The sequence below is a fragment of the Pedobacter jeongneungensis genome, from assembly GCF_000633455.1.
Taxonomy (GTDB): domain Bacteria; phylum Bacteroidota; class Bacteroidia; order Sphingobacteriales; family Sphingobacteriaceae; genus Pedobacter; species Pedobacter jeongneungensis_A.
On record NZ_AYMG01000017.1, the window covers coordinates 232,447 to 249,962 of the forward strand.

General features: G+C 36.9%; 17 protein-coding genes. 11 read left to right on the forward strand and 6 right to left on the reverse strand.

Annotation, left to right across the window (positions count from 1 at the left end; translation table 11 throughout):
- Positions 1-931: 931 nt before the first annotated feature.
- Positions 932-3,151, forward strand: a complete 2,220-nt coding sequence (locus tag U859_RS0117275) for an NADP-dependent isocitrate dehydrogenase (protein WP_025144586.1) — start codon at positions 932-934, stop codon at positions 3,149-3,151.
- Between the two features lie 535 nt (positions 3,152-3,686).
- Positions 3,687-3,965, forward strand: coding sequence for a hypothetical protein (locus tag U859_RS0117280; RefSeq protein ID WP_025144587.1), 279 nt, complete (start codon positions 3,687-3,689; stop codon positions 3,963-3,965).
- Here U859_RS0117280 and U859_RS0117285 read toward each other — a convergent pair.
- A complete protein-coding gene (locus U859_RS0117285) occupies positions 3,952-4,548 on the reverse strand; it encodes a hypothetical protein (RefSeq protein WP_025144588.1) in 597 nt (198 codons plus the stop codon). The two genes, U859_RS0117280 and U859_RS0117285, sit on opposite strands and share 14 nt — an antisense overlap.
- A gap of 206 nt (positions 4,549-4,754) precedes the next feature.
- Between U859_RS0117285 and U859_RS0117290 the strand changes: the two genes are divergently transcribed.
- The 4 genes from U859_RS0117290 to U859_RS0117310 all read left to right on the forward strand — a co-directional run bounded on the left by U859_RS0117290 (position 4,755) and on the right by U859_RS0117310 (position 8,386).
- The gene (locus U859_RS0117290; RefSeq protein WP_025144589.1) at positions 4,755-5,165 is read left to right on the forward strand and encodes a hypothetical protein; all 411 of its coding nucleotides are present in this window, start codon (positions 4,755-4,757) and stop codon (positions 5,163-5,165) included.
- 929 nt (positions 5,166-6,094) lie between these two features.
- Positions 6,095-6,775, forward strand: a complete 681-nt coding sequence (locus U859_RS0117300; protein ID WP_025144590.1) for a hypothetical protein — start codon at positions 6,095-6,097, stop codon at positions 6,773-6,775.
- A 197-nt stretch (positions 6,776-6,972) separates the two neighbouring features.
- Positions 6,973-7,887, forward strand: coding sequence for a hypothetical protein (locus U859_RS0117305; RefSeq protein WP_025144591.1), 915 nt, complete (start codon positions 6,973-6,975; stop codon positions 7,885-7,887).
- A complete protein-coding gene (locus tag U859_RS0117310) occupies positions 7,871-8,386 on the forward strand; it encodes a hypothetical protein (RefSeq protein WP_025144592.1) in 516 nt (171 codons plus the stop codon). Before U859_RS0117305 ends, U859_RS0117310 begins: the two co-directional genes overlap by 17 nt.
- Before the next feature lie 219 nt (positions 8,387-8,605).
- Here U859_RS0117310 and U859_RS0117315 read toward each other — a convergent pair whose 3' ends face one another.
- Complete coding sequence (locus U859_RS0117315) at positions 8,606-10,432, reverse strand: DNA polymerase III subunit gamma/tau (protein ID WP_025144593.1); 1,827 nt, start codon at positions 10,430-10,432, stop codon at positions 8,606-8,608.
- A gap of 136 nt (positions 10,433-10,568) precedes the next feature.
- On the opposite strand from U859_RS0117315, the gene U859_RS0117320 reads away from it, so the two are divergent.
- The gene (locus tag U859_RS0117320; protein ID WP_162799977.1) at positions 10,569-11,315 is read left to right on the forward strand and encodes a hypothetical protein; all 747 of its coding nucleotides are present in this window, start codon (positions 10,569-10,571) and stop codon (positions 11,313-11,315) included.
- 4 nt (positions 11,316-11,319) lie between these two features.
- Here U859_RS0117320 and U859_RS0117325 read toward each other — a convergent pair whose 3' ends face one another.
- Positions 11,320-12,084, reverse strand: coding sequence for a DUF1570 domain-containing protein (locus U859_RS0117325; RefSeq protein ID WP_025144595.1), 765 nt, complete (start codon positions 12,082-12,084; stop codon positions 11,320-11,322).
- 24 nt (positions 12,085-12,108) lie between these two features.
- Positions 12,109-12,972: an AraC family transcriptional regulator gene (locus U859_RS0117330; protein WP_029985894.1), complete on the reverse strand. Its 864-nt coding sequence runs from the start codon at positions 12,970-12,972 to the stop codon at positions 12,109-12,111.
- A 182-nt stretch (positions 12,973-13,154) separates the two neighbouring features.
- On the opposite strand from U859_RS0117330, the gene U859_RS0117335 reads away from it, so the two are divergent.
- The 4 genes from U859_RS0117335 to rplI all read left to right on the forward strand — a co-directional run bounded on the left by U859_RS0117335 (position 13,155) and on the right by rplI (position 15,097).
- Entirely contained in the window at positions 13,155-13,748 is a 594-nt protein-coding gene (locus U859_RS0117335; protein ID WP_162799978.1) for a hypothetical protein, read from the forward strand.
- 273 nt (positions 13,749-14,021) lie between these two features.
- Entirely contained in the window at positions 14,022-14,378 is a 357-nt protein-coding gene (rpsF, locus tag U859_RS0117340) for a 30S ribosomal protein S6 (RefSeq protein ID WP_025144598.1), read from the forward strand.
- A complete protein-coding gene (rpsR, locus tag U859_RS0117345) occupies positions 14,378-14,641 on the forward strand; it encodes a 30S ribosomal protein S18 (RefSeq protein WP_010599582.1) in 264 nt (87 codons plus the stop codon). Before rpsF ends, rpsR begins: the two co-directional genes overlap by 1 nt.
- 12 nt (positions 14,642-14,653) lie before the next feature.
- A complete protein-coding gene (rplI, locus tag U859_RS0117350) occupies positions 14,654-15,097 on the forward strand; it encodes a 50S ribosomal protein L9 (protein WP_025144599.1) in 444 nt (147 codons plus the stop codon).
- An 89-nt stretch (positions 15,098-15,186) separates the two neighbouring features.
- Here the strand turns inward: rplI and U859_RS0117355 are convergent, their stop codons facing one another.
- Complete coding sequence (locus tag U859_RS0117355) at positions 15,187-16,542, reverse strand: ATP-binding protein (RefSeq protein ID WP_025144600.1); 1,356 nt, start codon at positions 16,540-16,542, stop codon at positions 15,187-15,189.
- A gap of 256 nt (positions 16,543-16,798) precedes the next feature.
- Complete coding sequence (locus U859_RS0117360) at positions 16,799-17,497, reverse strand: SDR family oxidoreductase (RefSeq protein WP_029985895.1); 699 nt, start codon at positions 17,495-17,497, stop codon at positions 16,799-16,801.
- Between the last annotated feature and the right edge of the window lie 19 nt (positions 17,498-17,516).

Genomic DNA, 17,516 nt, shown 5'->3' on the forward strand with positions numbered 1-17,516 from the left:
AGATATATGCGCTTCTCGCTACAAAAGTTTAGCCAAAGAATTTGCGTAATCTAAAACTATCGGGAATGTTGCAGTGAATCAGAATGATAAAAAATGTCTTTTTAGTTGCTTAGTTTTTGGACAGCAATTGTAGTATTGCAAAGGTTTATTACTTCCTTCTCTACCTTTTTCAATAAAATCCTATTAAGACACAACTAACTAAAGATTCTTCTGCCACTCTATGCCGTGGAGGCATGGTACTTTGGAGCGCCAAAGTACCCAAAGCGCTTTGTCAATCCGGCAATGTGGCTTCTCACCGCCCTGCGCTCATCAAAAAAACAGAGGCACTTCAATTTGTGTTCGATTTGCCTGAAGCTTTTGAATTATCGTTTACGAACACAAAACCACTGCGTTTCAGGTTTGGTGGTGCCGTTTGTTCTATACTGCAACTGTTTTTTTGATTCTCCTGCCACTTGGGATTGACGGCGTCCTTCGGTAAGGATTGTAGGTTTTGGATGGAAACCCGCAAATGCCTAACTACTCTTAAATATTTTTCTCTACACTATAGAATAAAAAATAGGGCATTCGATCAGGTTTAGTATAGGTAGTTTTCTGCTACTATGTTGGTTTTCCGTGTCACAGGCCTGAGTTTCTAGCCCTGATCGTAGCGGGCATCCCCGATATTTCATCGGGATAAAGCGGAGAGCAGGACTAACTTTAAATATAGCGTGTAGCCCTGCGCTCCCAAAAAACAATAGTATGTTATATTATTATTTCACTATGATAAATATTATGGGTTTTTAATAAATGAATTGCTAATCCAAACCATAAATAACATTACGATGTTCCTTAATTCATTCGATTATTTTATCTTTAGGCGATTTTAAAAAGATTGGTTTACAAAGCCATAAAGCAATCGGATCGTTAAATAAATAAGCAAAATCAATATAATATGTCAAATACATCAAAAATTATCTACACCAAAACCGATGAGGCGCCAATGTTGGCTACTTATTCACTTTTACCTATCGTACAAGCTTTTACCGCATCAGCAGGTATTGATGTAGAAACCAGAGATATTTCTTTAGCAGGAAGAATTTTGGCAAACTTTCCTGAGTATTTAAAAGACGACCAAAAAATTGGTGACGCTTTAGCAGAGCTTGGTGCATTGGCAACCACTCCAGAGGCAAACATCATCAAATTACCAAATATCTCTGCTTCTATTCCACAATTGGTAGGTGCAATTACTGAGTTACAGGCTCAGGGTTTTGCCATTCCTAACTATCCGGATAACGCACAGAGCGACGAAGAAAAAGCAATTAAAGCTAAATATGCAAAAGTTTTAGGTTCGGCAGTAAACCCTGTTTTACGTGAAGGTAACTCTGACCGTAGGGCGCCTAAAGCGGTTAAAAACTATGCTAAACAAAATCCACACTCAATGGGTAAATGGTCGGCAGATTCTAAAACCAAAGTGGCCAGCATGACTGAAGGCGATTTTTACGGTTCAGAAAAATCTACCACTGTTGCTGAAGCTGGTCAGTTTAAAATCGAATTTGTAGCTGCCGATGGTACGGTAACCGAATTGAAAGGTTTATCGCCATTAAAAGCAGGAGAGGTGATTGATAGCTCTGCATTGAGCTTATCGGCATTGAAAACTTTTGTGGCTAAAGAAATTGCGGAGGCTAAAGCTGAAGGCGTTTTATTATCTGCACACTTAAAAGCGACGATGATGAAAGTGTCTGACCCGATTATTTTTGGTGCCATTGTTGAAGTTTATTTCGCAGATGTTTTTACCAAATATGCAGATCTTTTCAAAGAACTAAATATTGATACCCGTAATGGTTTAGGCGATGTTTATGCAAAAATTGCAGGCAACCCTAAACAGGCAGAAGTTGAAGCCGCTTTGGCACAGGCAATTGAAAATGGACCAGCTTTAGCCATGGTAAACTCTGATAAAGGAATTACAAACCTACACGTACCATCGGATGTGATTGTTGATGCTTCTATGCCGGCAATGATCCGTACATCAGGCCAGATGTGGAACAAAGAAGGTAAACCAGAAGATACGATTGCTTTAATTCCAGATCGTTCTTATGCTGGTGTGTATACCGCAACCATTGATGACTGTAAAGCACATGGTGCGTTTGATGTAACCACCATTGGTTCGGTACCAAACGTAGGTTTAATGGCTCAAAAGGCAGAAGAATATGGTTCACACGATAAAACGTTTCAAGCTACAGGAACAGGAATAATCCGAGTTACTGATGCTGACGGTAAAGTATTTTTTGATCAGAAAGTAGAAAAAGGTGATATTTTCCGCATGTGCCAGACTAAAGATGCGCCAATTCAGGATTGGGTAAAATTAGCGGTAAACAGGGCACGCCTATCAGAAACTCCAGCTGTTTTCTGGTTAGATGAGCAAAGAGCGCATGATAGAGAAATCATTGCAAAAGTAAATACTTACTTAAAAGACCACGATACTACAGGTTTAGATATCCGTATTTTAGCCCCAATTGAAGCCACTAAATTTACTTTAGAGCGTATCCGTAAAGGTTTAGATACCATTTCGGTTACTGGTAACGTATTGCGTGATTATTTAACTGATTTATTCCCGATTTTAGAGTTAGGAACTTCAGCGAAAATGCTTTCTATTGTTCCATTAATGAACGGTGGTGGTTTATTCGAAACCGGTGCAGGTGGTTCTGCCCCTAAACATATTGAGCAATTTATCGAAGAAGGTTATTTACGTTGGGATTCGCTAGGTGAGTTTTTGGCACTTCAGGCCTCTTTAGAGCATTTATCTCAAACCCAAAACAATGCAAAAGCACAGGTACTGGCTGATGCTTTGGATGAGGCAAATGCTAAATTCTTGGCAACTGATAAATCGCCAGGTAGAAAATTAGGAACGATCGATAACCGTGGTTCTCACTTCTATTTAGCTTTATATTGGGCTGAGGCGTTAGCTGCTCAGAGCAAAGATGCTGATCTGAAAGCCAGATTTGCACCATTGGCTAAAACTTTGTTAGAAAATGAAGCCAAAATCAACGAGGAATTGATCGGTTCGCAGGGCAAACCTCAAAACATTGGCGGTTACTACAACCCTAATGATGAGCTGGCAAGCAAAGCCATGCGCCCAAGTGAAACATTAAATACATCTTTGGCTAGTTTATAAGCTGAGTTGTCAACTTTAATATGCTTCTGGCATGGAAGTTGACAACTCTTGAAATATTTAGCGTCCTGATTTAAAAATCGGGGCGCTTTTTTTATGATGGGTTTTTCAGCTTTAATAGTTATTTTGTTAGAAAGTTGATTGCATTTGGAAAGCAGATGCAGAAGCTTTTAGGCTGTAGCAGTCCCGCTCCCGCTTCTGCTCCCGATGAAGGATCGGGAGCATCCCGCTTTGATCGGGTTTAGGTGGATTAGCCAGCAGGTGCTATTTGCGTAGATGTATTCCCCGGTCTGTGTCCCCACAGACCGATAGCAGAATGATATACTTTCAAAATGGAAATTTTAGGCATTTTGCCTGCGTGAGGGATAGCAACGGAAAGCCCGCAGCCGTGAGGAACGAATGGTGAGGACTTGAAGTGTATAGCCCGACCCTTGCGCAGCTTGGGGCACGCCCAAATAATAATAAAATTATATGGCTAAAGAAAAACCTTATCTACACCGCTTTGTTATAATATTATAAATTATAGGAGACTCATATCATGGTAATTAACGAAAATAAAGGATCGCAGGATAAAATACATAGCACTACAGAAAATAGCGAAATCAATAAAGAAAATTTATCGTACGATAAAAATAAAGAGAGTTACGAACTCGATGTAAAAGGAACGGACAGCGAATACGACCACCCGATGGGATATGAAACGGTTGCTGCGGGTGCAAAGGATGATGATTCTACCTATGATGAGGCAAACCCTTATCCCTCGGTCTGTGTCCCCACAGACCGAAAAAAAATAAGAGCAAATACTATTTTCGTTTAATTTGCCTTTTGTTAAATCGCTGCCCATTATCTGGCCAAAAATAAAGGGCGAAAAAGAAAATAGAAGAGACAATGGAGAGAAAGAAGAGCAAAAATGAAGTGTTGTTGGCATCTTCAGTATTATCATAAATGATTAATCCATCAGCATTGATCTGGTAAACGTTTACATCATCTGATAAAAGACTTTTCTTTAGTAAAAGATTGAGATTTTTTGAAGTTTTTAAAGCATCATTCACCCCATTCAATTCGTTCCGACTATCGTGAATCATCTCTAATCTTTGGCTAATTTCAAATGACTGCCCGTCGTTTTTCAGCTTAAACCTTAATACAGCGAACTTAGTGGTATCAACAATGGAAGAACGGCTTCTTTGAACTATTCTTGTTTCAATATCAACAGTTGAATAATCTAGGATGCCATTCGTTTCTTTAAGTAAGTTCCTGGAAAAAAGAATGTCAACCAAAAGGTAAATGGCGAAAGTTAAAGTAACGAAACCTAATATTAAAGGCCTGAGGTTTTTCAATGTTTTAGCGTGTTCTTTATTAGCATTTTTGCCGTAAATTAAGTAGAATAATATACCTTTCAAAATGAAATTTTTTAGACGCTTTGCTGCGTGAGGGATAGAAACGGAAAGCCCGCAGCCGTGAGGAAGGAATGGTGAGGACTTGCAGTGCATAGCCCGACCCTTGCGTAGCTTGGGGCACGCCCAAATAATAACAAATTCTTTTGCTAAAGAAAAACCTTATTTACACCGCTTTGTTATAACATTATAAATTATAGGAGACCCACACCATGGCAATTAACGAAAATAAAGGATCGCAGGATAAAATACATAGCACTACAGAAAAGAGCGAAATCAACAAAGAAAATTTATCGTACGATAAAAATAAAGAGAGTTACGAACTTGATGTAAAAGGAACGGACAGCGAATACGATCACCCAATGGGTTACGAAACAGTTGCTGCAGGTGCAAAGGATGATGATTCTACTTATGATGAGGCAAACCCTTATGTAGGCGATGAATATGCCCGGAACGAAGATATAGCCGAAGATAATTTGGAAGAATTAGGCATGCATGTAGATAACGGTGAAAGTGTAAAGCTGAACCCGGAAGATGAAATTCTAGCCCGTACACCTGAAGATAACCGCGATGACCTGGATGAAGAAGGTTACCCGATTAATGATGCACCTAATAATAATTAACTAATTATAATAAAAATGGGTTTAGCAGTTTAACTGTTAAGCCCATTTTTAATGGCATATACTGCTAAGCCTCTTGTTTTTAGCGCTAATTTCTCAAATAAACTATCTCGTTAACCTTCAATAGTCCGTGTACTGCAGTTCATTTGGTTGGCAATTTCCTTATAGTTCATTTCTGTTACAGTAAACGTAAAAATATTTTCTCTCTATCGTTAAAAAAAACTTTTTTATCAGATTGCTTTGTTCCATTACTGATACTTGAAAATACTTTGCTTGCAGCCCAATTTGGGTAATAATATCTATTTTAACTAAATGGTTCAGTGCATTCGCCAATACCGCTGGATGTATATTTTTAGCAAATATCCGTGATCACCACTTTTGATCATCTTTACAAGGCTATGCTCATCATCTAGCATACTTAAGCCCATAATTAGTACATCGGGATGTATTTCTTTTAACCAGGAGGCCATGGGTTTCAAAGCCATTCATTAACGTGATTACCACCCATTAGGACTATTCTTTTTTTGATGTTATTTAGTCCAATACCTCTGCTTACCGATTTTCTATATTAAAACCTTTGTCATCGTCACTTAGCGTAGTACGAACTGCTTATTGTTATTGGTTATAGAATGTTCAGCTGGGAAAGCTAGGGGTATTACCCCGTTTTCAGTATCGTTAAACAACGGTAAATTTTATCGTTAAACACACATCGAAATTCAGTTTTATACACATTGATTGCGGTCTCATCGTATAGCAACTTTGTGATGTGCAAGCCCGACTGCAAATTTTAGTAATACGGCAACTTGTTAAAACAGATAGAATTGATGAGAAAGGATTCAAAGCAAATAGCAGAGATTATAAATAGTATTCAAATTAAAGGAGTATTCCGAAAATCCTTAAAAGAGTAGGAATAAAAATTAAATCTAAATAAAATGAAAAAATCAATTCTACTACTAACAGCATTAGCTTTTAGTACTATCGCATTTTCGCAACAAAGAACAGTAAAATTTACTAAAGCAGAGCAACAGCAGATGCAGCGGATTCTTGGTAAAGATTTTACGGCGGTATTAGGTGGGCAGGGACAACTGGCTGTGGTTACGCCTGACAAAGTTGGACAATTGAAATCGACAGCAAGAGGTAGTTTTAGCGGAATGCCTGGACTTGCAGCTAATGCAGTTCTAGCCGCTAACGAAAAATGGTGGGTTTATAAACAAAGTGGCGATTTGCTTAAGTCTAAATTGGGAGAAGAACGTTTTAACCAATTAAATAAAATCCTTACTAAAAAAGGATTGGATATTAAGGCGGTTGAAAAACCAGTAGAATTTACCAGGGCGGAGCAACAACAGCTACAAAGGGTTTTGGGTAGAGATTTTACAGCAGTGTTGGGTGACCAGGGACAGCTGGCAGTTGTTACACCAGACAAAGTTGGACAATTAAAATCGACAGTAAGGGGTGGTTTTAGCGGAATGCCCGGACTTGCAGCTAATGCAGTTTTAGCCGCTAACGAAAAATGGTGGGTTTATAAACAAAGTGGCGATTTGCTTAAATCTAAACTAGGAGAAGAACGTTTTAACCAGTTAAATTCAATCCTTGCTAAAAAAGGATTGAATTAAAACCTGATACGCTAGTGCAGCAGTTATTGTTGCACTAGAATATCAGAAGCTATTTAAATTTCAACTGGTTCTTTTACAGTTATCGCAAATTTTAAAAGGCGCTCAAATTTGAACCCTGCTATACAAAGAAATAACTCAACAAATTTAAATGGTTTCTTAATGTTATTTAAATCAATAAAATACCAAAAAAACAGAAAATGGATTTATATAAAATTAAAAGTGTTTTGAAGGAGAATGTGTTTTATAACATTACCTATTGCTATAACGCTAACCAATTAGAAGTATTTAGAATTTTGGTAGCGCTATTTGCAATTATTTCGATGTTTACATTGGTTTTAGATTACGATGTTTTTTTTGCGCCAAACGGTATAGTTAATTGGGAGGTTTCTAATGCAAATGCCCTTTGGTTCGAGTGTCATCCGCAAAAAATAGCTGATTTATTGCACGTGTCGCCCCAGTATGTAATGATTTCAATTCTTACGGTATATTTTTTAAGCCTTGGTACGTTATTGTTAGGCATTTGGACGAGATTATCAGCCATTATTTGCTTAATTACCTTTACGCTAATTACCAATGTAATGTCTTCTTTTGCATTTGGTGTAGATATTTATCAATCGGTATGCTTTTTCTTTCTAACCATATTTCCAACAGGCTATAGCTTGTCGCTAATCAAAAAAGATAATTATCCTAGCCTTAACGAGATTAAGCAGATTTGTATTAGGGTATTGCAACTCTATTTAATTATAACTTATATATCGGCTGGATTTGAGAAAGCATTCATGTTAAACTGGTGGAATGGGAGGTTTATTTATTTCCTGAGCAACGACCCAACCATTATGACAACAAGTTTTTTTCCAAAAGGCCAAAGTATTCTTTTTTATGCCTCTTTTGGGATTATGGTAGTGTTTATAGAATCATCATATTTTCTATTAGTATGGTTTAAGAAAACCAGATTGTACATCATATTGATCATTATATCAATGCATTTGTTTATTGCACTTTTTATGGACTTGTTGTTCTTTGGACTGCTTCTGATTGTGTTAAATGTAGTGTGTTGGTATCCAGTGTTTTTTGCTAATTTAAAATTGAAAGAAAATGATAAAAGCATATAAAATTACTTTCCGAATAATACTGTTAATTGTTTTTTTATCGGTGATGAAAGTTAGTGTCTGGGTTGATAAAAATATTGATTGCTACGCACTTTCAGTAACTCAGTCTTTTATTTTTAGGGTTACAAGATTAAATTGGCAGTATGGTTTCTTTACAAGTAAATCTAACAATTATCAATTTATTAAAAGCGATATCAGTCTGGTAGATCCTGACAATACTTCGAGAAATATAACTATTGCGAAGGATGAGGGATTGGATAGGCTAGTTTTGCCCATCAATGCAGTTAGGGTTAACTCTTCAATTCAACAAATGGTAAGAGATACACTCTATTTAGAAGCAGGATCCAGATCTATAGCCTTATATTTATTTAAAAGACATCCATCCTATAGAAATATTGATTTTTCTATACAAACATATAATAGAAAAATTAAAATCGATCAGACCAGGTTTGCACTTACAACTAAGCTTGATACATTATTTAACCGCAGAATTAGTTATTAATTTTTCAATAGCATAGCCTATAAAGATTGCTCATTACAATTATTTGTGATTTTATGGACATCAGAAATTATAGATAAGCAATTAATCTTAACGTAGCGCAAACGAAATCTTATGGAAAAGCCAATTAGCTTATTTCGAGGAGTTTGCAATTGGTGCAATGGAGGAGTGCAGACTATAGTAAAATATACAAAGAGAAAAAACAGATTTGCTTCGCTATGGTTAAGGATTAATATCTAAATTAAACCTTCTGCGCAGTTCATCAAGTTTAGGGTTTTTGTTTACCAGGTAATCGTATTTTTCGCGGTTACCATAAAGCCTGTTTTCTATTTTACGCTCTACCAGTTTATAGGTAACCTCTACCGCAAAATTGCGGAGTTCGTTTCGCAAGAAATTTAAAAGCTCCACAGATTCCTGTTGTATCAGGTGTTCCTGCGTTTTACTCTCTACCGAAATCTCAATCAGTTGAGGATTTAAAAGCGTTGGCGCAAAATTGTTTAAAATGGTAAAAAGGTTGATTTTATCCGCAGCTTTAAGCTTTTGAGTATATATGCTCCAGATTTCCAATAGGCGATCGTAACTAAAAACTTCGCGGGCTTCGCCGGTTGCTTTTTTGGGACCTTTATCTTCTTCCTCCTGCGCAATGCGATCAAAATCATTTAGTGAAGGAATGAGCTTACTCGCTGCACCAGCCTTCGAAATATTAATATTGATGGAAGTTGTAGAGGGCGGAGGACTGCTAACCCTGGGCGTTTCCTTTGCTTTTTCTTCTACAGGGATACTGGGTAAAACAGGTGCACTAATGGTAGGTGCCGGGGCAGAAACAGTGTTTTCGCTTTCGGCTTTTGGCTTCGGGCTTTCAACCTGTTCAGCTACGACATTAGTTTTTTTTTTATCCTGATCTCCGTCAGTTGCTGTGTTAGTAGTGTTTAAAGGTTGTTGTGCTAAATTGACGACCGACCGGATGTGGCACATTTTAATCAGTGCCAACTCTACCTGTAAACGCTGGTTTTTAGAGTTTTTGTAATTTAAATCGCAGGTATTGGCTAAATTCAGCGCTGTTAACAGGAACGATAATTCTGTTTGCCTGCACTGATCAAGATATTTTTGCTTGATGTTCTCGCTTACCTCTAATAATTTAATGGTAGCGGCATCTTTACCTACCAGTAGGTTACGGAAGTGACTGGCCAAACCATTGATAAAGTTGTTGCCATCAAAACCATTGTTCAAAATTTCATCAAACAAGAGCAGGGTCTGACTCACTTCTGCAGCAGTTAGGTAAGATGTAAGTTTAAAAAAGTAATCGTAATCTAAAATGTTCAGGTTATCGATTACTGCTTTATAAGTGATGTTCTTATTGGCGTAACTTGCAATCTGATCGAACATCGAAAGCGCATCACGCAATCCACCATCAGCTTTTTGGGCAATAATGTGTAAACCATCACTTTCGAAAGCAATATTTTCGCGTTGTGCAATTGTTGACAGGTGGCTGGCAATATCTTCTACCTGGATACGGTTGAAATCAAAAATCTGGCAACGCGATAAAATGGTTGGCAGGATTTTATGTTTCTCGGTAGTAGCCAGAATAAAAATGGCATATGATGGTGGCTCTTCCAACGTTTTCAGAAAGGCATTAAACGCACTTTGTGACAACATGTGAACCTCATCAATAATATAAATCTTATATTTTCCGGCTTGTGGCGGTATACGCACCTGCTCAATTAAACTACGGATATCGTCAACTGAGTTGTTCGATGCCGCATCCAATTCGTGCACATTAAAAGAATGTCCGTTCTGGAATGAAAGGCAATTATCGCATTGGCCGCAAGCTTCCATTTCTGCTGTAGGGTTGGTACAGTTAATGGTTTTGGCAAGGATACGTGCGCAGGTGGTTTTACCTACCCCACGCGGCCCGCAAAATAAAAATGCCTGGGCAAGCTGGTTATTTTTGATGGCATTTTTTAACGTACCTGTAATATGCTGCTGGCCAACTACGGTTTCGAAGGTGGCTGGGCGATATTTACGGGCAGAAACGATAAAATTTTCCATCGGCACGAAAATAGGAAAAATTTAGGTGTTGTAAGATTGAAAAGTTGGAATGTGGAAAAGTTGAAATTCTTGAACAATTTGTAAAAGAGTGCGTAACATTTAATAATAAAATTAATCTAATCATAAAACTTTATAAATGAGGACATTAATTTTTATTAGCGCGATATTGTTGTCTTTTGCAGGCACTTCGATGGCACAGGTTGATACTATAAATGCACAAAACCATAAATTGGTAATGAGCAATCTGAAAGAGGGAAAAAACAGCTACCTGGTTTATATGACAGATTCTCTTGAAACGAAACGGACTGTCGGCGATATATGGGAAAGAACAACTGCTTTTAAAAAAAGAGATAAAAGTGACGTTGTAGAATTTGGCTGGAAATGGCTTCACAACGATTCTCTAATTGCCACAATAACTAATATTTGTGATAGAAAAACGCTGGAGCCAATTTATCATTATGCAAATTATAAACGCAGAGGTATTTTTGCCTACGATTATAAAAATGGCTTGATGCAGCCATCTGATAGCGTGAAAAATAATGATGCAATAAAAAAAGGTCCGGTTAAATTGGATATTCCGATCATTTCGTGGGAGCAGGATTTAGAAACTTATGCCTTATTACCAGTTAAAAAGGTTGGCCAGCAATTTGATATTTCCTTTTTCGATCCCAACGAAAAATCAGCAACTTACCACCGCTATGAAGTGGTTGGCAAAGATAATTTGAAATTGAATGCAGATATTTCGGCTAATTGTTGGCTGCTTAAAATTAATTACACCAAAGATAGTTATGCGATTTTCTGGCTAACCGAGAAATCAAAAGAGGTGATTAAAATGAAAGAATATTATAAGGGTAACTATCGTATAAAAGTGAAGCAATATTAATAATCTAAGGGTGAAGGCGGTAAAACTGTTTATAGTTGCTTTCAAATGCATCAAAACTACCATAAGTAAGCTCAATAGCCTCTTCAGTATCATGTCCTTGTGCAGTTAATTTTATAATATTTTTTAGCGCTTTGGTACTTTTGTTTTTGATGAAATAGTAGATTATACTGTATGCCGTATTATAGTTGTCATCTATGCCGTGTCCATAAAAGGTGCCATCGTATATTTTGAAAAACTTTTTTAATCTTTCTGTATCACTGTCGGCTATGCCTGCTTTTATGCTTTTAATGCGATAGGTTTGAGGGTATGAATATAAATTTCCTTCGCTGTCAAAATCCAGTGTTTCGAAAAACTCCGCTAATCCTTCATTTAGCCACTTAGGCGATTTTTTATAATTAAACTGAAAAATGCTATGACTGGCCTCGTGCAAGGCCACGGGAATAAAATCGCCGCTCTTCATGATAAAAGCCTGGTTTATTGCCGGGATGTAGAATCCGGTTGATGATGGCGCGTTGTACTTGTTTTTTTCTATGCGGTAATCTTTAGATTTTCCGTAAATGTTGATTTTAACGGGTACAGTGATGTTCTCACTGGTTTCGAAAATCTCATTACAAAACATTCTCTCGTAAGCAATCAGTTTTTCTATTTTCTTTTGCTCGCTATCACTTATTTTGCAATTAACCAGGTTGATTTCGACATATTGGGCGTAAGTAGAGAGGCTGATCAGATTGGTAAATATTAAAAATATTAATAGGAAAGGCTTGTTCATATTTTAAAAACTTGTTCTAATATATTATTTAATTACGGATTTCAATTCATGTCTATACTCCGAAGCACTTTTACCCGTAAATTCCTTAAATAATTTATTAAAGTGGCTAAAATTGTTAAAACCGCTTTCGTAAGAAATGTTGGCGATACTGATCGGTTTTTCGGCCAAAAGTTTTGAAGCATGTACCACACGGTATTCATTTACAAAATGCGTAAAGGTTTTTTTGGTAATCTTTTTAAAATAACGGCAAAATGAAGGAACGGTCATACTCGACATTTCTGCCACATGCTGTAGACTGATTTGATCCTGAAAATGATCTTTCACATAATTGAAAATCATATTGATGCGGTCGTTATCCTGCACCTGCATTTCCATCGAAAAGCCATCAGCGTTTAAAATTTTATAATCGTTAGCCAGTTCGAGTTCCTTTAAAACACTCAATAAAGTTAAAAGCCTCTCAAAAGGTGCCTGGTCATCCATCATTTCTATCCTGTCGCCAACCAAATTCATGGTTTCGCTGCCAAAAGCGATCCCGTCCTTCGCTTTATCGAATAATTCGTGGATGCCTTTAATTTCCTGCAGACCTAAAAAAGTACTGCCCAAAAAATCCGGCTTCATCTGGATCACCGTTTCATTTTTGTTCCCGGTGTTGGTATCGGTAAAACCGCAATGGGGCAGGTTGCTGCCAATCAGGATGAGATCGCCATCGGTATAATAAGAAACGTGACTGCCGATCTGCCTTTTGCCGGCACCACCGTTTACAAATACCATTTCGATTTCCGGATGGTAATGCCAGAGATGTGCCATGTTATTGGCATTTTCTACATATTTTGAATAATAGAATGAACTACCGAAAGAGGGTTCGACAACCTCGAAACTTGGTTTCATTATTTCCTGAATTATGCTTCTAATTTATATAAAAAATATGCTTTATTATAACTTTTGATAAAATCGGTATTAAACTGGGGTAATATAGCATAGAAAGTGGAAAATATGCAACTAACTATGTGCAAATTACCTTCTTACCTTAGTACCATCATATAATGATTAACTCTTTAAAAATATTGGTTATGAAAAAGTTCTTAAAAATCGGTTTAATAGCAGCTTTATTTTTTACTACTACGGGTGTTCACGCTAACGATGATGATTTTACACTAAAGGTAAAAGGCGAAAAAGAAAAATATATCCGTTTTACTGCTGATAAGGCAGAAAATGTGAATTTATCACTTCTGGGTTCAGATGATGAGGTGCTGTTTGAAGAAAACATTCACGCTGCAGCGTTCTCAAGCAAAGTTTATGATTTAAATGCACTTCCTGACGGAAAATATATACTTAAAGTAGAGTCTGATTTAAAACTGGCTAAATATACAGTGACCATTAAAGATGGTGAGGCTGTTGTTTCTGAGCCGAAAATCTCTAATATCTTTAAACCTGTTTATACTCAAAAAGATCAGGTAGTTACGCTTAATCTTGAAAATTTAGATAAAAGCCCAATCGAAGTTAAAGTATACAACGAATACAATGATGAGGTTTACAACGAGGTTTTCAAAGATAAAGAGCAGCTGACCAAAAAATTCAATATCAGCAAAACGGATTCAAGAGAGTTAACCTTCGTAGTTAAATTTAAAGATGAATCTTTCGTTAAAACGATACAAACTTACTAACAATAACAGCTAATTGATATAGGGGGATTGTCTTGATAGATAATTCCCCTTTTTTTATGTAAGATGGATGATATAAGATGGATAATGTGATATTCATGGTTTTCAATTTCCATCATCCGTTTTCCATCTTCCATTTTCAAACACCCATCATTTACCTTTTCCATCTACATTATAAAATGTAACTAATCCTTTGATTTTAAGAAAAATATTGTTACTTTTGCATCCCCGTAATATACCTCGGGATTAAAAAATTAAAAAACTTAATTAATAACAATGAATCAGTACGAAACTGTTATCGTTCTAACCCCGTTGTTATCAGAAGAGGCTGCAAAAGAGGCATTAGCCAAATTTAAAGCAGTTCTTACTGACAACAGTGCCGAAATTATCCAGGAAGATAATTGGGGTTTGAGAAAATTAGCGTATCCAATTGATAAAAAATCAAACGGATTCTTCAACTTAACTGAATACAAAGCTTCAGGAGATTTGATCGCAAAATTAGAGCTTGAATTAAAACGCGATGAGCGTGTGTTACGTTTCTTAACTATCCGTTTAGATAAACACGCAATTGCTTACAATGAGAAAAAGCGTAGTGGTGCTTTTAACAAAAAAACTAAGGAGGTTGCAGCGTAATGGCAAGAGAACAAATTCAATACGTAACTGCCCCTAAAGTAGAGGATAACCGTAAAAAATATTGCCGTTTCAAGAAAAACGGAATTAAATACATCGATTACAAGGATGCAAATTTCTTGTTGAAATTTATTAACGATCAAGGTAAATTATTACCACGCCGTTTAACTGGTACTTCGTTAAAATTCCAACGTAAAGTGGCTCAGGCAGTTAAACGTGCCCGTCATATCGGTTTGTTACCTTTCGTTGCTGATCAATTAAAATAGGAGGCTAGAGATATGGAAATTATTTTAAAACAAGATATTAAAGGCCTTGGTGAGAAAGATGATGTAGTTACAGTAAAGCCAGGTTATGGCCGTAACTATTTAATCCCTCAAGGATTTGGAGCATTAGCTACTTCTTCTGCTAAAAAAGTTTTAGCTGAAAACTTAAAGCAAGCTGCTTTTAAACAAGATAAAATCAAAAAAGATGCTGAAGGTGTTGCTGAGCGTTTAACTGATGTTAAACTTTCAATCGGTGCTAAAGCTGGCGAAAGCGGAAAAATCTTTGGAGCGGTTAACACCATCCAGATTGCTGAAGCATTAAAAGCTCAAGGCTTTGATGTAGACCGTCGTCGTATCACTTTCGAAACTGAACCTAAATTTGTTGGCGAATATGTTGCTAACTTAAACTTACACAAAGAAGTTAAAGTTCAGGTTCCTTTCGAAGTAATCGCTGAATAAGCATTCTTTAAAGAATCAATAAAAAGTCCCGATGCAAATCGGGACTTTTTTTATGTAAAATGGATAAGGTAAGATGGATGATGAGGGATTTACAGAGATTGATTTGTTAACCATTCAGCATATTCTGCTATGCGCGTTCCCAGATAGTACGGAAGATTTAGCAACAGATATGGCTTGCCCGTCGGAGTAATTGTTTTTTCTAATCTAAATTCACCACCATATACCCTAATGGCAAAAGGATGCGCTGATGCATCTATAAATTGATGAAGTGATCTTAAGCTTCCTGTACTGCCTGATTTGATTTCTATTGGTATTACTATTTTTTTATAAGCATAAATTAAATCAACTTCTGCATCAGACTGTTTTTTTTCTCTTACCCAAAAATTGGGTTTGTGGGAAGATATGCGCTCAGTTGATATCAGCTCTTGTGTAAATAAATGTGGAATAACGGCTCCTTTGTAAGTTGAACTTAAATCTTCTAAGGCGAGCATTTCTCCTTGGATGCCCAATGAATAGTTGACTAATCCCGTATCTAAAAATTGTAGTCTGGGTGATTTTTTTAAATCAGGAATAATTGGCACTTCGGTATCGGTAGATGGATATATTAACCTGATAATTTTTGCATCATCTAATATCCTAAAAGCCTCTCCAATCTCTCTGGATTTATAATTCGAATTTCCAAAGCCTTGAAAAATAACACGCTTATCGAGGAAAAGGTGGGCACTGCCCATAATATGATTGATTGTTCTTCTTGCTGTATCGCTTTGGGTGTATTTCTCGATGTCGTTTTTATAGGTTGCCCAAATGCTTTCGTAAACAATTGGCAAATTGGAAAGGCTGTGCTCTTCTATGTCGGTTTTAACTACTTCGGGCATACCTCCGATAATTGCATACCGATGAAAAGCTTTTAGTAATAATTTGTGCGCAACATTTTTTACCGGAGTTTGAAGCAGATATTTTAATAAATCATTTTTTTGATTAGCCTGAAGGTATTCTTGGAAATTTAAGGGATATAGATATAAAAATTCAACCCTGCCAACCGGAAAACTTACTACCTTTTGCAGTACGAACTCTAAAAGCGAGCCGGCACTAATCACGTGTAATTCTGGAATTTCTTCATAAAAGTACCTTAGCATTTGGATTGCTTTTGCACTTTCCTGGATTTCGTCAATAAATAGTAGTGTTTCGTTTGTTTTATCTGATTGAAGATTATGGCCCAAGAACAGCGCTTCAACAATGCTTTGTACATCGTCAAAATCATCAAAATACTGACGGTGTGCAGGTTTCTCCAGATTTAGAAAAATAGCAGTAGGATAGCTTTTTGCAAAATCTTTTATCAGCGTTGTTTTTCCAACCTGACGTGCCCCTCGAATGATTAGAGGTTTCCTGTTTTTGCTGTTTTTCCATTGAATTAAACTGTTTTCAATGGATCGTTTAAATGTCATTTTCAGTGAGATTGTAACAAAGTCAACCCAAATATACTAAATCTTTGTAACAAAGTCAGGGCATATTTTGATATATATTGTAACAAAGTCAGGTCATTTTGTTTTATTGATAATGTTTTGTAACTGAGAATAGTTTCTGAGGCATTAAATTCGGATAATCTCTGGGAAATCATTATTGATCTTCCAAAGGTATAGATGGATAATGAAATTGGGTTAACCCATCTTCCATATATCCATCTCACATCTTCCATCCTTACTATCCTTTTGGCGTAGTAGGTCTGATTTCTACCTTGCTTGGTAATGTTCTTGCTGGCATAGCCAATAAATCAACAATCAGTTTTCCCATATCTTCCGGCTGGATTTTCCATGCATCGTTTTCACTGTTGGGTTGGTGATCGTTAAAATGGCTTGCAACCGAGCCAGGCATAATGGTGCTTACTTTTACGCCATATTTTCTTAAATCGAGCATTACCGACTGGGTGAAGCCTGTTAAACCGAACTTACTCGCATTATAGGCCGAGCCTCCCGCAAAAAAGTTGGTGCCCGCTAAACTCGAAATGGTAAAAATATGACCTTTGCTCTTTTTAATTTCGTTTACCGATACTTTAATGCTATAAAAAACGCCTGTTAAATTGGTGTCTATCGTTTCTTTCCATAAATCAACGCTTAATTCATCGATCGGTGCGAAATGTCCAACGCCTGCATTGGCAATTAGTACATCCAATTGTCCCCATTTTTCGATAATCAGGTTAATGGCTTCCTGTTGAGAGTTAAAATCTGCAACATTGGCTTCAATGGCCAGTACATCTCCATGCTCCACCAGGTTGGCGGCGGCCTGGTTTGCGCTATCTATAGTTCTGCTCGTAATGGCAACTTTATAACCGTCTTTTAAAAGGGCCTCGGCAATACCAAAACCGATTCCTTTACTTCCTCCTGTAATTAATGCAACTTTCATGTTCTTGTAACGTATGATA